The organism is Bacillus sp. FSL P2-0069, assembly GCF_038593315.1.
Taxonomy (GTDB): domain Bacteria; phylum Bacillota; class Bacilli; order Bacillales; family Bacillaceae; genus Bacillus; species Bacillus safensis.
Genome location: NZ_CP151984.1, coordinates 2943834 through 2958562, shown reverse-complemented (window position 1 = coordinate 2958562; position 14729 = coordinate 2943834). Strand labels below are relative to the sequence as shown.

General features: G+C 41.3%; 13 protein-coding genes and 1 riboswitch. Of the genes, 10 read left to right on the top strand and 3 right to left on the bottom strand.

What is annotated here, in order from left to right:
* Positions 1-90: 90 nt before the first annotated feature.
* Together NSQ34_RS15260 and NSQ34_RS15255 are read right to left on the bottom strand one after the other, a co-directional pair.
* The gene (locus tag NSQ34_RS15260; RefSeq protein ID WP_034280903.1) at positions 91-1941 is read right to left on the bottom strand and encodes an LTA synthase family protein; all 1851 of its coding nucleotides are present in this window, start codon (positions 1939-1941) and stop codon (positions 91-93) included.
* Positions 1942-2064: 123 nt separating this feature from the next.
* Entirely contained in the window at positions 2065-2550 is a 486-nt protein-coding gene (locus NSQ34_RS15255; protein WP_034280902.1) for a metal-dependent hydrolase, read from the bottom strand.
* A 171-nt stretch (positions 2551-2721) separates the two neighbouring features.
* Here NSQ34_RS15255 and NSQ34_RS15250 point away from each other — a divergent pair, with 171 nt between their 5' ends.
* The 3 genes from NSQ34_RS15250 to NSQ34_RS15240 all read left to right on the top strand — a co-directional run bounded on the left by NSQ34_RS15250 (position 2722) and on the right by NSQ34_RS15240 (position 5274).
* Complete coding sequence (locus NSQ34_RS15250; RefSeq protein ID WP_034280901.1) at positions 2722-3150, top strand: MarR family transcriptional regulator; 429 nt, start codon at positions 2722-2724, stop codon at positions 3148-3150.
* 81 nt (positions 3151-3231) lie between these two features.
* Complete coding sequence (gene sspJ / locus NSQ34_RS15245) at positions 3232-3375, top strand: small acid-soluble spore protein SspJ (protein ID WP_034280900.1); 144 nt, start codon at positions 3232-3234, stop codon at positions 3373-3375.
* 121 nt (positions 3376-3496) lie between these two features.
* Positions 3497-3675, top strand: a riboswitch (Lysine riboswitch).
* Positions 3676-3867: 192 nt separating this feature from the next.
* Entirely contained in the window at positions 3868-5274 is a 1407-nt protein-coding gene (locus NSQ34_RS15240; protein ID WP_034280899.1) for an amino acid permease, read from the top strand.
* A gap of 40 nt (positions 5275-5314) precedes the next feature.
* Here the strand turns inward: NSQ34_RS15240 and NSQ34_RS15235 are convergent, their stop codons facing one another.
* Positions 5315-6253: an iron-hydroxamate ABC transporter substrate-binding protein gene (locus NSQ34_RS15235; protein WP_176967216.1), complete on the bottom strand. Its 939-nt coding sequence runs from the start codon at positions 6251-6253 to the stop codon at positions 5315-5317.
* Between the two features lie 259 nt (positions 6254-6512).
* Here NSQ34_RS15235 and NSQ34_RS15230 point away from each other — a divergent pair, with 259 nt between their 5' ends.
* The 7 genes from NSQ34_RS15230 (at position 6513) to NSQ34_RS15200 (ending at position 14723) form a co-directional block, all read left to right on the top strand.
* Positions 6513-7565 (top strand): iron ABC transporter permease, encoded by a 1053-nt coding sequence (locus tag NSQ34_RS15230; protein ID WP_176967217.1) that lies wholly within the window; start codon positions 6513-6515, stop codon positions 7563-7565.
* Positions 7566-8588: an iron ABC transporter permease gene (locus NSQ34_RS15225; protein ID WP_176967218.1), complete on the top strand. Its 1023-nt coding sequence runs from the start codon at positions 7566-7568 to the stop codon at positions 8586-8588.
* Between the two features lie 20 nt (positions 8589-8608).
* Positions 8609-9424, top strand: a complete 816-nt coding sequence (locus NSQ34_RS15220) for an ABC transporter ATP-binding protein (protein WP_041115691.1) — start codon at positions 8609-8611, stop codon at positions 9422-9424.
* Between the two features lie 175 nt (positions 9425-9599).
* Positions 9600-10322, top strand: coding sequence for a response regulator transcription factor (locus NSQ34_RS15215; RefSeq protein WP_024423448.1), 723 nt, complete (start codon positions 9600-9602; stop codon positions 10320-10322).
* A gap of 3 nt (positions 10323-10325) precedes the next feature.
* Positions 10326-12080 carry a HAMP domain-containing sensor histidine kinase gene (locus NSQ34_RS15210; RefSeq protein WP_176967219.1) on the top strand — a complete coding sequence of 585 codons (1755 nt, stop codon included), beginning with the start codon at positions 10326-10328 and terminating at the stop codon, positions 12078-12080.
* A gap of 135 nt (positions 12081-12215) precedes the next feature.
* A complete protein-coding gene (gene uxaC / locus NSQ34_RS15205) occupies positions 12216-13655 on the top strand; it encodes a glucuronate isomerase (RefSeq protein WP_176967220.1) in 1440 nt (479 codons plus the stop codon).
* Between the two features lie 57 nt (positions 13656-13712).
* On the top strand, positions 13713-14723 hold the full coding sequence (locus NSQ34_RS15200) for a LacI family DNA-binding transcriptional regulator (RefSeq protein ID WP_034280892.1): 1011 nt from the start codon (positions 13713-13715) through the stop codon (positions 14721-14723).
* Positions 14724-14729: the final 6 nt, after the last annotated feature.

Genomic DNA, 14729 nt, shown 5'->3' with positions numbered 1-14729 from the left:
CATCTGTATCCTTTATTATAAGCAAACTTATTTGCCCATTCATAGGCTTTCAGTAAAAAGAGAAAAGAAAAAGCCGCCAGAAGGCGGCTTTTATTGCTGATAAAAACGGAGCAAATTCCCATTGATCACTTTGTCTGATAAGGAAAGCTCTTTATTGGCTTTTTCGATATAAGGCTGACACACCTCATCCTGTTCAACAGGTTCTTTTGTTTTTTGATCATAGCAGGTGTTCTTTGTATAGAGATAATCATCTGTAATAAAGTTCCCGTTTCTCAAAACAGCAAAAGGCGTCCGTTCGTTTGAAAATAAGTCATTGCCAAATTGAATGGCATCCTTCGTTTCAATACCGAGTAAGTGCAGGAGTGTCGGCTTCACGTCGATTTGCCCAGCTGTTTCAGAGATTGTCTGCGGTGCTTGATCTGTGACTCCCGGAATGTAAATCAAAAATGGAACACGCTGCAATTTCACAGCATCATACGGTGTAATCTCATCTTTTTTGAGCAGCTCTGCCATTGCCTGATGATGTGCCTCGGAGATGCCATAGTGATCTCCCATGAGAACAAACATTGTATTGTCATACAGTCCTTCTTCTTTCATACGGTCAAAAAAGTTCTTAATGGCTTCATCCTGATAGCGGACGGTCGTCACATAGCGGTTTAAAATGGCGCTGGACGAATCATATTCATCAATCAATTGATCCTTTGGATCGATTTCAAATGGAAAGTGATTGGTCAAGGTAATGAACGTGCTGTAATAAGGCGCCTTCAACTTTTTTAAATAATCAATGGATTGGTCAAAGAAGTCGTTATCCTTTAAGCCCCAGCCAGTTGAATTCTGTTCATTGACCTGATACGAATCGACATCATAAAAGCGGTCAATCCCAAACGATTCATACATCACATCACGATTCCAAAACGTTTTATTATTCGCATGAAATTGGACGGATTGATAGTTCTCTTTTTTCAACTGCTTGTATAACGTGTCGTATTCGTTGTCACTAGCTGTGAAAAAGACAGCGCCGCTGCTAGATGGATAGAGGGAATTTGCGACAATAAACTCTGAATCTGACGTCTTTCCTTGCTCAGTCTGCTGATAAAATTCATCAAAATAAAAACTCTTTTTAGCGAGTTGATTTAAAAAGGGGGTGATGTATTGTCCATTCACCTTTTGATCAACGACAAATTGCTGGGTTGATTCGAGTGAAATGAACACAACGTTCTTGCCTTTAGCAAGTCCAAAATACTCTTCGTTTGGTGCACTGTAATCAGCCTTTGTGTAGTTTGCTACGGTTGAAAGTGTATCTTCATCTGCAAAGGCTTTTTGTCCAATACGCGCTGTTTGGGCAGCGCCGTCATACAGGTGGAACTGGAACAGCCCAAGGTTTCGAACAATCACTTCTCGATCATAAGAGCTTGTCAGAAAGCGAGGGTGATCCAGCATGGCTGAACTGACATGAAACAATAGAAAGCTGCAGCACACGGCATAATATGTTTTGATCGTCTTGAAGGAGGCTTTTGGCGCTAAAGGTTTGCGCTTTAACAGCCAAGCCAGCACCACGAAATCAATGAGCATCAGCAAGAACAGCGGGTGGAATAATTCTGTCATACTGCTGCCCATATCTCCCATGTTTTTCGCTTGGAATAATACAGGGATCGTAATGAAATCAATATAAAATCCATAAAAAATCGTATTCGATATGAGAATCGCCGTCAAAATCAAATTTGCGGTCAATAAAAAAACCTTTTGCTTCGTTTCATTTAAAAAAAGAGCAATCCCAAACAAGGGGAGCAAAAAGCTAAGTGGATTGATCAAAAGCAGCCATTCATGAAACAGATTGGCTGTTCGTATGTGAAATCCGAATTGATAAATGATGTATGTTTTCATCCACATGAAGAGGATGGAGTACACTAAAAACCAGTGATCTTTGAAAAACGCTTTCATTTATGTAGCTCCTCACCATTCTGTATTCAGCTGCAAGGCAAAAACACTTATCTTAAACCTACTAAAAAAATGAGGAATGATCAATTCATATCCTGTGTTTTTCGGAAATCTCTTTTTGATTCATTAGAATGGGATGGATATGCCGCAGATAACAGCGATGTAATAGCAGGTAACGACGGTAAGAGCAGCCAGTACGACTTGTTCTCCTGCGCTGCCTGTTTTGACATAGAAGGGAAGACGCACTTTAATGGAAGCTGGAAATAAAAATTTAATCCCGTTCACTGTTCCTGCATCCAGGATGAGATGGCTTGCCATCCCGACTAGTAAACCGATACTTAGGCTGTCATTTGGAATGTATGTGGTCGCTAGAAAATAAATGATCAGCAAAAATAATAAACTGTGTGTAAACGTGCGATGACCGAACACACTGCTGATCAGTGCCGAGAGCAGCGGGAATTTTCTGCCGATTTTACTTTTTGTATGGCAAAGGTCAGGGATCAGGGCACCTGCTGATCCAGCGGCAGCCATTATCACTGGGTCGAATCCATAATAGTAGGCAACGGCTGTGGAGGCGGCAATTCCGCCCATGATGTGTGTTTTTCCTGTCATGATGCGTACTCCTGTTCTATCTTTAGTTCAAGTACTCACTATATCAAGGGTGGATTCATTCAGCAAGGCTTATTTCTAAAGAAAAAGAGGCCAAAAGGGTTGGCTGAATGGAAAAACATTCTATAATAAGGGGGAAGTCATGTTGATACTAACGATAAGGATGCGATTCGGATGGGTAATGCAGACATTTTAAAAGAAATTGTTCTTGTACATTATGAAGTCAGCCGTAAATTAAACCGCAAGTTACTTGAGTTAGAGAAAGACATCACGCCGCCGCAGATATATGCTCTTTCTATTTTGATACAAGGCAAAGTATCACATGCCGAAGAGCTGAAGCAAAGACTCTCATTAAACCCAGGTGCAGCCTCTATTGCGCTCAATAAATTATGTGAGCAGGGTTATATTCAGAGAGAACGGGACAAGGACGATTCATCACTTGTTCGTTTAGAAGTCACGGAAAAAGGGATGGCGATTTATGAAAAGCATACACGTCTTTTCGGAAAAGTGATTCAGCATATGATGTCAGACTTCACAAAGGAAGATTTAAAAACCTTTCTGTCGTACTTGCAAAAAATGAGACAGACCTTTCATGATGATTGAGCCTCTTCCCTTGAATAAGTCTGAGCGCTGTAGCACAAATTAAACAGGCAATCGCATTTTATGAAAAGGGAGGAAACAGCGATGTCATTTTTCCAAAAGGATAAAAAGGCGAAAAGTGAGAAAGACCATCAGCAGGTAGATCAGCTGTTAGAGGAAGCAAGTAAAGAGCTAGCAGGCGACCCGCTTCAGGAAGCTGTACAAAAGAAGAAAAACAACCAACAATAAGCAGGTAAAGGGCAGAGAAACACTTCTCTGCCTTTTTTCTATGTTTTTCCCTTTGACAGATGTGAGAATGTTTGATAACCTTCGTGTAGTAAAAATGAATAGAAATCCTCACGCTATGTCTCAGTGAGGTAGAGGTTGCGCGGATGATGAGTCACTCATAGGAGAGATGGAATCGTAGATCATGAGAAAAAAGGCATCAGCGCCGAAGTGTAAAGAGAGCTCCAACTTTCTTTATGCTGGGTCTGCATTGAATAAATGCAGGACTGCCACGTCTTTAAAGCGTGGAGGGCTATCCGGAGATCAAGGTGTATGTTTTGAAAAGCATGGACTTTTGTTCAGGCTTTTTTTTATGTTCTGAGTAACAAAAATAAGGGTATGCTGTTAAAAAGGTAATCCATGATGAACATAAAGAATGCAAGTCATTGCTTCACAAATATATCAATGAAGATACTGCCGGGTCTGGTCCAAAGTGAATAAAACGGAGGTACGGAAATGGAACAGACAAAAAAATGGGGTTTTTGGTTATTGACGGCCTTTGTCGTCGGAAATATGGTAGGTTCAGGCATCTTTATGCTGCCAAGTACGCTTGCCCAGCACGCCAGTCCTTTAGGTGTGACGATGGCATGGCTTGTCACAGGCGGCGGTGTGCTGATGATTGCGCTTGTATTTGGGCATTTGTCCATTCATAAGCCGCAGCTGACGGCTGGACCACAAAGTTATGCAAGGGCGCTTTTTAAAGATCCGAAAAAAGGGAAAGCGGCCGGTTTTACAATGGTTTGGGGATATTGGGTGGCAAGCTGGATTAGTAATGTCGCGATTATTACAAGCCTTGCTGGTTATTTAACGACTTTTTTCCCTATTCTCACCGTGAAGACTGAGGTTTTTACCTTTGGAAAAGAAGCGGTCACACTTGGCCAGCTCATGACGTTTATCGTATGTACTCTTCTTCTATGGGGAACACATACCATTTTAATCACAAGCTTAAGTGCTGCGAGTAAATTGAATTTTATTACAACCTTTTCGAAGGTGCTTGGATTTGTCCTTTTTATTGTTGCGGGATTATTTGCTTTTCAAACGGCATTATTTGAACATTATTACTTCCCGGTTGAAACAGGCGGGGAAGGAGTGCTCGGACTTGGAGGCCAAATTCATCATGCGGCTATTTCCACACTATGGGCATTTATTGGGATTGAATCAGCTGTCATTTTATCAGGAAGAGCATCCTCACAGCGTGATGTGAAACGTGCGACGATTACAGGTCTTTTAATCGCACTTTCGATCTACATGATTATCACATTGATTACAATGGGCGTTCTGCCGCATGATCAACTGCAAGGCTCTGACAAACCATTCGTGGATGTGCTTCAGCTTATTATTGGGCCGGCTGGCGGAATTGTCATGGCACTGCTGGCGATTATTTGTTTGTTTGGTTCGATGCTTGGCTGGATTTTACTTGGTTCAGAAGTACCGTATCAAGCAGCAAAGGCTGGTGATTTTCCAGCAGTATTTGCAAAAACAAACAAAAAAGGAAGCCCTGCTTTCGCTTTGACTGTTACAAATATTATGTCACAGCTGTTTATCTTCTCTGTGATGTCACGTACGATTAATGAAGCTTTTACCTTTTTAACCACATCAGCGACACTTGCGTATCTTATTCCGTATATTGTGTCTTCCATCTACAGCTTTAAGGTCATCATGCAAGGTGACACATATGAGCTTCAAAAAGGAAATCGAACAAGAGACGGCATCATTGCACTTGTTGCGATGGGGTATTCGGCTTGGGTCATTATTTCAGGAACAGCCGACTTGAAAACTTTTGGTCTTGGAATCGGTCTATTCTTAGTGGGTATTTTGCTTTATCCATTCATGTCAAAAGGATTTGCCAAAGAAACGGTATAAGATAAGGAAGACGTTTCTCCAGAGATGGAGAAACGTTTTTTTATGACGCAGATGTCAATCGGTCCACAATGAACTCTAGCTGACCTTCTAGTGACACTGGGTCATTAAAGAAGTAACCGACTGGATCTATTTCAAATACACGTTTATTTTTGACGGCAGGAAGTGATGACCAAATGCTGCTTTGATAGACTTGGTCACCATTACTTTTTGAGCCGCTCCATGGACCTGTGAAAATATAGTCGCCTGCGAATTCTGGCAGCTTCTCAAGAGAAATGTTTGCATAGCCGACACCGCTGTCGATCGCTTCTTTTTTGACGACTTTCGGTGCTTTTAATTTCAGCTCGTCATAAATGATTTCTCCCCCGCGGCCAAAGGTGTTTCCAAAGATATAAATACCTTTATCAAATGGCGATACGATCGAAACCGTTTTGCTGCCGACAGCTTTTGTTACCTTTGGTTTCACCTCAGCAATTTTAGTATCCCATTTCGTGATCCATTCTGTTGCTTTTTTTGGTGTACCTGTCATTTTACCGAATTCTTTTAGCTGGTCTTTGAAGGAATATTGGTTGTATTTAACCGCTACAGTTGGGGCGATTTTTTTGTATTGGTCAAACTTCTCGTCTTCTCCCCATGCAATAATCATATCTGGCTTCAAAGCGGCTACCTTTTCGACTGATGGGGTCCTTCCGAGATTCTTCACTCCATCTGTTTTCCCTTTATAAAAAGGGTTTTTAAAGATGGGTGATGTCGTAGCAACCGGCGTCTTGCCGAGTGTGACGAGGTCCCCGTAATAGCTTTCTGCAAGAAGCACTATTCGCTTCGGATTTTTCGGAAGCTTCACTTCTCCATTGGCATCCTGATATGTGATCATGTCATTCTTTTTCGCTGCAGATTGTTTATTCGAAGTGCTGCCGCAAGCGGCTGTAAAGATCATAAGGATGGATAAAGAAATCAAAAGAAATCCAGTTCGTTTTTTCACAAAAATTCTCTCCTATTCACTTTCCATTGATAATGATTCTCATTTTCAATTTTATCGTACCATGATAGGATTAAAAATGCATCGGCTAATTTAGAACCAAAAGAAAAATGATGAAATTCTCACAGTTTTTTGCGGAAAATAAAGAAATTTATCAGAACAGTGATTTCAAAAAGAAAAGAAAGTGATATACTAGACTTCGAGATTGATAATCATTATCACTAATAGAGAATAGACATGAACGGAAAGGAAGAGACTGGTTTTGGGCTCACAATCGAATAAACAGCTGCCAGCCAGCGATGATACGATCGATATTGTCACGAAGCCTTTTGGAACAGCAGCTGTTATCATCATAGGAATGATCGCTTTAGCATTTGGTCTTTTTTTATCAGTATCATTAGGAGCGGCAAACATTCATCTACAGACTGTATGGGAAGCCGTTTTTCATTTTGATTCACATCAAACTTCACATCAAATCATTCGGGAATTGAGGCTGCCGCGTACAGTTGGAGCTGCTCTCGTCGGTGCCTTTTTAGCCGTATCAGGTGCCATTATGCAAGGAATGACGAGAAACGCGCTTGCGTCACCTGAGATTATGGGTGTGACAAATGGCTCCGCATTTGCGATTGCCATTGCATTAGCATTTTTCCCTGGCCAATCTTCTTTTACATTAATTCTTTGGTCATTTGTTGGAGCCGCACTCGGTGCCTCTATTGTATTTGGTGTTGGTACTATGTCAAAGGGGGGGCTGACTCCTGTAAAGCTTGCACTAGCTGGTACAGCGGTTGGAGCACTTTTGAGCTCCATCTCCTCAGCCATTGCCATCCGTTTTGACGTCGCTCAAGATATGAGCTTTTGGTATGCTGGCGGAGTGGCAGGTGTGAATTGGAGTAACATTCATATCATCATTCCAGTTGCCATTGCAGGACTAATCATTGCAATGATCCTTGCCCGTTCGATCACGGTTTTAAGCTTAGGTGAAGAACTGGCGAAAGGACTTGGACAGTATACAAAAACGGTCAAGGTGCTTGGTATATTGGTTGTTATTCTTTTAACGGGTGCTGCCGTGTCGGTAGCAGGCTCTATTGGTTTTATTGGGCTGGTGATCCCTCATGTCACTCGGTTCTTGGTTGGAGTGGACTACCGCTGGATTATCCCATGCTCCGCTATCTTAGGGGCCACTTTGTTAATTTATGCAGACATTGCTGCAAGACTGGTCAACGCTCCGTTTGAAACGCCAGTCGGTGCCATTACAGCGATTATAGGCGTTCCTTTCTTCTTATACTTAGCTAGACGTGAAAGGAGCGGGATTTAAATGGAAATGGTGCAGCAAGCAAAGAAAAAGAAATATCAACGAACGATGCTCATGATTTTTTTCGCGATCGTAGCTGTGTTTCTCATTAGTTTAAATACCGGAGAAATTCGGATCTCTCCGATGGATACATTGAAAACACTTTTTGGATTCGGGAGTGAAATGGATGAACTCGTATTATTCGAGTTCAGGCTTCCAAGAATGGTCATCGCTTTACTTGTCGGCGCTTCTATCGCTGTATCAGGAGCGATTTGGCAAGGTGTTTCTCAAAATGGTTTAGCTGACCCAGGTATTCTTGGTGTCAATGCCGGTGCAGGCTTTGCCGTTGTGCTATTTATCTTTGCATTTCAAGGCACGATGACAAATTTAGGTGATCTTACGATTTTTATACTGCCGCTTTTCGCGTTCGTAGGTGCAGGCTTTGCTGCATTTCTCATCTATGTGTTAGCGTGGAAAAAAGGCATCACACCTGTTCGATTGATTTTAACTGGTATTGGTGTGAATGCTGCGTTTTCAGCAGCAATTGTGGTCATCCAGTTGAAAATGAGCCCAAATGATTTTAACCAAGCTATCGTGTGGTTATCTGGAAGCATTTATGGCTCGAGCTGGACGTATGTCCTATCTGTTCTGCCATGGATGCTGATTTTCCTTATATTAGCGCTTGTCAGATCATGCTACTTAAACATTATGAATTTAGGTGATCAGCTGTCGTATGGATTGGGCATTTCTGTTCATAAAGAAAGAAGTCTTCTCATGCTGATTGCCGTTGCATTAGCAGGTGCGAGTGTTGCTGTTGCAGGAAGTATCTCTTTCCTAGGATTAGCCGCACCGCACTTGGCTAGAAAGCTTGTTGGGCCAAAGCATCAAGGAATGATACCGGCCTCCGCGCTGATTGGCGCGCTGTTATTATTACTGGCAGATACAATTGGCCGCGTCATCCTTGCACCATCAGAAGTGCCAGTTGGCCTTGTCGTTTCTGCTTTAGGCGCACCTTACTTCATTTACTTATTGATGAAATCGAACTAATGAGGAAGGAGAGACAACATATGAAATCGCTCGAAACAGAAAAGCTTTGTATCGGTTATCAAGACCGTTTGATTGTAGAAGATTTGAATGTCAGCATCCCAAAAGGCAAGGTAACAACACTGATTGGACCGAATGGCTGCGGGAAATCAACCATTTTAAAAACGATGTCTCGTATTATGAAGTCCAATCGAGGAGCTGTTTACTTAAATGGCAAGGCTATCCATGAGACGCCGACAAAAGAAATTTCAAAACAAATGGCGATCTTACCGCAAACGCCCGAAGCACCAAGTGGATTGACAGTGTATGAGCTCGTGTCATATGGACGTTTCCCGCATCAAAATGGGTTTGGCCGTTTATCAAATGAAGATAAACGAATCATTAGGTGGGCACTTGAGGAAACGGGAATGATTGCTTTTCATGATCGGCCAATTGAAGCACTTTCCGGCGGACAGCGTCAGCGTGTATGGATTGCGATGGCACTTGCCCAGGAAACAGAGCTGCTCCTATTAGATGAACCTACGACGTATTTGGATCTTGCACATCAGCTCGAGATTCTTCAGCTGTTAGAACGCTTAAATAGAGAGCAGGGCCGAACTGTGTTGATGGTCATCCATGATTTGAATCATGCGGCGCGTTTTTCACATTACATGATTGCCCTCAATCAAGGGAAAGTCATAAAAGATGGTACGCCTCATGAGGTCATGACCAAAGAGGTACTCAGTCGGGTATTCCATATTGATGCAGAAATTGTGCTTGATCCAAGAACGAATAAGCCGATCTGTTTAACCTATGACTTAATGAATCATGAACGAAAGCTAGAAGCTGTGAATGGATAATAGATGTAAAGGAACCCGGTGCAGCTGCCGGGTTTTTTTGCATGTTTGAAACTTCCTCGTGCTGCCATTTTCTCCAGTTGATATTTTTTCGCTTTTATGCGGAAAAGAGGTACTTTTTTACTTTAGACAATGGTAATATACGGTTAGAGATCATAGCTAGAAAGGAAAGAGATGCGTGGAAACAGCAAAAATATTGATTGCAGATGACGAAGAAGCAATTGTGAAAATGGTTGAACGCGTATTAAAAAAAGAAGGATTTAAGCATATTTATAAAGCCTACCATGCAGATGAAGCATTAGATATTGTCAAAAACGAGGACATCCACCTCTTACTTCTAGATGTAATGATGCCCGGTAAGTCTGGTTTTGACGTTCTGCCTGAAATCAGAAAGTTAACGAAAGTGCCTATTTTCTATTTAACTGCAAGAACTTCAGATGTCGATAAACTGACGGGCTTTGCACAGGGGGCAGATGATTACATCACAAAGCCATTTAACCCGCTTGAGCTAGTGGCTAGAATTAAGGCTCACCTAAACCGAACTTATATCTCCTTACAGGAGGAGCAAGAAGACACTCAAAGCCAATATCATTATGCCCATTTCTCCTATCATCCTCATGCAGCCGAATTGAAAGTAAGAGGAGAGGTGACGGCATGTTCTGCTCAGCTTCTTTCTTTGCTGAAGTACTTTTGTGACCATCCGAATGTGGTTCTCTCAAAAGATCAAATCTATGAGAAAGTATGGGGCGTCCCATCATATGGTGATAACAACACTGTCATGGTTCATATTCGAAAGCTGAGGGAAAAGATTGAATTAGATCCGAGTCAGCCAGAATATATTGTGACGATCCGTGGTATGGGATATAAATTTATACCGCACCCTGCAAAGGTCCTTCAATAATTTATGAATTTACGAGCAAAACTTTTCTTTCACTTTGTCGGACAAATGTTTATTGTGATTGCCATTCTGACGATCGGCAATACGTTCTCTGAGAACTTATATTTAAATAAATACTATGAGAACATGACCGAAACTGGTTTAACAAAAGCTGATGGAGATACACTCATGAGCTGGCTTTATTTTAACGAGGATGGAAAAATGGAAGCCGACGATCAGCTCAAGCAAGCAGTGGAAAAAAGAGACGGCTGGCTGCAAGTGATTGATTCAAAGAAGAATACCGTTTATAGCTATCACCGCCCTAAATCAATTCCAACGTCTTATCAAAAGGATGAAATGATCAAGATCTTTGAAAAAAGAGAATTTAAAGATTACAAGATGTACTTCTGGCCAATTGAGATTGATCAAGAAAGTTTTACTGTGTTATATGGGTTCAAAACGAACAGCACAAAGGTAGCCAATTATCTGAAACAGCACGAGAAAAATTTGGCTGCATTATCTCAATATTCGGTTGAAACGAAAGAATTCTTGAAGAGAATGAATGGATCGGTTCATTTGTTCAATGAAGAAGGAAAATATTTAAAAGGCATTCGGGCCAACACTAGTTTGAAACATAACGTAACAGATGTTGAATTGCTCAAGTATCAATCGAAGCCTTGGGAGTTTAGAAGTGACCTCACTTATATGAAGGTGAATAAAAACCTGTATATCATCGTCTCGGTACCAAATAAAGTATACAGCCCAGACGAGCTTTACGATAAAGAGAGAGACGCTTTAAATCAATATACAACCATCTTAATTGCAGGTCTTGCACTCACTATTATTATTGTCATGACATTGTGGTATTCGTATCGTTATGGGCTGCCAATTTATCACATTATTCGCTGGCTGATTTTCTTATCAAAAAATAAATTGCAGGAACCAACAAATAGAAAGGGAATTCCAGTCAGTAAAAATAAAAAAGGCCGTATTAAGCGGGAATACCGATTATTTGAGGATATCCTAAAAACAATGGATCAGCTCACGCTTACATTAAAAGAGAATGAAGCAAACCGAAGAAAAATTCAAACCACAAGGGAAGAATGGATTGCAGGATTGTCTCATGATTTGAAAACGCCTCTAAGTACGATTTACGGCTATGGACTCATGCTTGAATCCGATCAATATCAATGGTCCAAAGAAGAAGTCATGGAAATGGGACAGGTGATTCGTGAGAAATCAGAATACATGTCGACACTGATTGAGGATTTAAACCTCACGTACCGATTGAAGAATGGTGCCCTGCCTATTAATCGGAAACCGGTTGAACTCAGTGAATTTTTAACTTCCATTATGGACGAGTTTTCAAGAAGCTCTTCATCTGAGGATTATCCATGCTCCTTTGAAGATCAAACAAATGGTGTCATATTTGAGATCGATAAAGCATGGTTCAGACGAGTGATTGAGAACCTGCTGGCGAATGCAGTGAAGCATAACGAAAAAGGCACTCATATTACAGCAGTTTTATCTGAAACAGAGGAAGAAGTTCGGATCGAAATGAAAGACAATGGCCGCGGAATGGCACAGGAAACGGTGGATCACCTATTTAACCGCTATTACAGAGGAACAAATACAAATGATCCAACGAACGGAACAGGTCTCGGGCTTGCGATAGCAAAAGAGCTCGTCTTGCTGCATGACGGTGATATTCAAGTTGAAAGTGAACTAGGCACTGGAACAACTATTGCGATTATCTTAAAAAAATCATCACCTGTAAAATAGCCAAAAAACGATTTTCTTTTCTAAAGGAGATCGTTTTTTCCTGTTTTAGGATTGAAATCAATTTTGTAAACGATTACAATAAAATTGTTAACGTGAACAAATTATTTTTATCTATAAGAGAAATGGGGGAGTTTGATGAAAGCCTTTTTAGATGAACAGTTTTTACTCAACAGTCAGACGGCGGAAAAGCTATACCATGAGTTTGCTAAGGACCTTCCAATTATAGATTACCATTGTCATTTAAGCCCCAAAGAAATCTATGAAAATAAAACCTTCCATAATATCACCGAAGCATGGCTTTACGGAGATCATTACAAATGGCGTGCCATGAGAGCAAATGGCATACCCGAATCGCACGTCACAGGGGATGCCTCAGACTATGAGAAATTTCTGGCGTGGGCGAAGACCGTTCCCATGACCATTGGAAACCCGCTCTATCACTGGACTCATTTAGAGCTGAGACGATATTTTGGAGTTGAAGAACTTTTAAACGAAAAAACCGCACACATCATCTGGCAAAAAGTAAATGAAAAGCTGCAAGGAGAGGGTTTTGGTGCAAGAGACTTCATTGTGAAATCGAACGTTGAAACAGTCGTGACAACAGATGATCCAGTCGACTCGCTTTGCTATCATCAAAAACTGCGGGAAGAAGGATTCACTGTGCAAGTACTGCCCGGATTTCGGCCTGATAAGGCACTTGATATAACGAATCACCTATTTATAGCGTATGTTCACGAACTGGCAGAGGCTTCATCTACTCCAATCCAATCCTACCAAGACTTTTTGAAAGCACTCCGTACAAGAATTGATTTTTTCCATAAACAGGGCTGCCTGATCTCAGATCATGCCATTAACGAAATGACGTTTGAAGAAACGACGGAAGAAGAAGTGGAAGCCATCTTTCATAAAAGAATGTCTGGGCATTCATTGACGGAAAAAGAGAAGATCAAATTTAAAACACAAACATTCATAAAGCTAGGTCAGGCTTACTATGAGCGGGGCTGGGCGATGCAGCTTCATATCAATGCGCTTAGGAACAACAATACGAAAATGTTTGAGCGGCTTGGGCCAGATACAGGGTATGATGCGATGAATGATGAAGACATTGCCAAGCCGCTTTGCAGAATATTGGACCGTTTAGAACAAGAACAGGCACTGCCAAAAACCATTCTTTATTCCTTGAATCCTAGGGATCATGTTGTGATTTCCACATTGGCTGGAAGCTTTCAAGACGGGACGACACCTGGGAAGATCCAGCACGGCACAGCTTGGTGGTTTAATGATACGAAACAAGGGATGACAGAGCAGATGATGGCTCTATCCAGTATTGGGCTGATCAGCCGTTTCATTGGGATGCTGACAGATTCACGAAGCTTTTTGTCGTATACAAGACATGAATATTTTCGAAGACTGCTTTGCGATATCATTGGAGATTGGGTAGAAAAAGGAGAAGCCCCTTATGATCTTGAGCTGTTAGGGGGAATCGTGAAAGGAATCAGCTATGAAAATGCCAGACAGTATTTCCAATTTGACCGGGCAAATCAGCTCAAGCATCACCCAAACAAAATGACATAAAGAAAATGAAAGCGGTTTTATGATAAGATGGTAAAAAATCATAAAAGGCGGAATAGCATGACAGTCACAATTAAAGACATAGCAAAATTGGCAAACGTCTCTCATACCACGGTATCAAGGGCTTTGAATAACAGTCCTTTTATTAAAGAGAAGACAAAACAAAAGATTTTGTCGATTGCAAAACAGCTGAATTATTCACCGAATGTCCATGCGAGAGGCCTAGTATCACAAAAATCATTCACAATTGGTCTGTTTTTTACGAGTTTAACAGAAGGCACATCTTCAAGCTTCTTTGTGGATGCGTTAAAAGGTGTCAACAGCGTCATGACAGAGTATTATAATCTCTTTGTAAGAGGAATTGACGACTTTCACGATTACACAACCATTCATAAACAACGCTACGATGGCATTTTGCTCATGAGTCAAAGTGAACACGATGAAGCATTTATCCATCATGTGAAGAAACAGGGCATTCCCATCATTGTGCTGAATCGCCGTGTAGAAAGTCATGAGGTCATGAATATATTAGCAGATGATAGTCAAGGAGCTTACCAGGCTGCACACCATTTCATTCAGCAAGGTCATGAACAAATCGCCATCATTGAAGGGAAAGAAGGCTTTAAATCAACTCAAGAAAGAAAAGCTGGTTTCCTGCAAGCGTTAATTGATCACCAAATACCTATGAAGAAAGAATATATGATGAAAGGCGACTATCATATGAAAAGCGGCTATGAATCAATGGAATCGCTGCTGGCCCTTGATGATCCGCCAACAGCGCTCTTTTGCTCAAACGATGACATGGCGATTGGTGCAATGAATGCATTATTTGCAAAAGGCAAAACGTGTCCAGGTGATATTTCTATTATTGGTTTTGATGATATTGCCTTTTCATCCTATACCACACCTGCATTGACAACGGTGAAAAAACCGATTGAAAAAATGTGTGCACTTGGAGCAGAAGCTATCCTTTCAGTGATAAACGGTGAAGAGCAAGAAGAAGATCATATGGAAAAAGTGTATGTCCACACAGAGCTGATGATCAGAGATTCAGTCAAAAAGGTGCAGTAATCTGCA

What these genes read in the sequence shown, in the direction of transcription:
- NSQ34_RS15225 (WP_176967218.1), top strand. Translation starts at nt 7,566, where the DNA reads ATGGAAATGGTGCAGCAAGCAAAGAAAAAGAAATATCAACGAACGATG.
- NSQ34_RS15260 (WP_034280903.1), bottom strand. Translation starts at nt 1,941, where the DNA reads ATGAAAGCGTTTTTCAAAGATCACTGGTTTTTAGTGTACTCCATCCTC.
- NSQ34_RS15240 (WP_034280899.1), top strand. Translation starts at nt 3,868, where the DNA reads ATGGAACAGACAAAAAAATGGGGTTTTTGGTTATTGACGGCCTTTGTC.
- NSQ34_RS15220 (WP_041115691.1), top strand. Translation starts at nt 8,609, where the DNA reads ATGAAATCGCTCGAAACAGAAAAGCTTTGTATCGGTTATCAAGACCGT.
- NSQ34_RS15210 (WP_176967219.1), top strand. Translation starts at nt 10,326, where the DNA reads ATGAATTTACGAGCAAAACTTTTCTTTCACTTTGTCGGACAAATGTTT.
- NSQ34_RS15255 (WP_034280902.1), bottom strand. Translation starts at nt 2,550, where the DNA reads ATGACAGGAAAAACACACATCATGGGCGGAATTGCCGCCTCCACAGCC.
- NSQ34_RS15250 (WP_034280901.1), top strand. Translation starts at nt 2,722, where the DNA reads ATGGGTAATGCAGACATTTTAAAAGAAATTGTTCTTGTACATTATGAA.
- uxaC (WP_176967220.1), top strand. Translation starts at nt 12,216, where the DNA reads ATGAAAGCCTTTTTAGATGAACAGTTTTTACTCAACAGTCAGACGGCG.
- sspJ (WP_034280900.1), top strand. Translation starts at nt 3,232, where the DNA reads ATGTCATTTTTCCAAAAGGATAAAAAGGCGAAAAGTGAGAAAGACCAT.
- NSQ34_RS15200 (WP_034280892.1), top strand. Translation starts at nt 13,713, where the DNA reads ATGACAGTCACAATTAAAGACATAGCAAAATTGGCAAACGTCTCTCAT.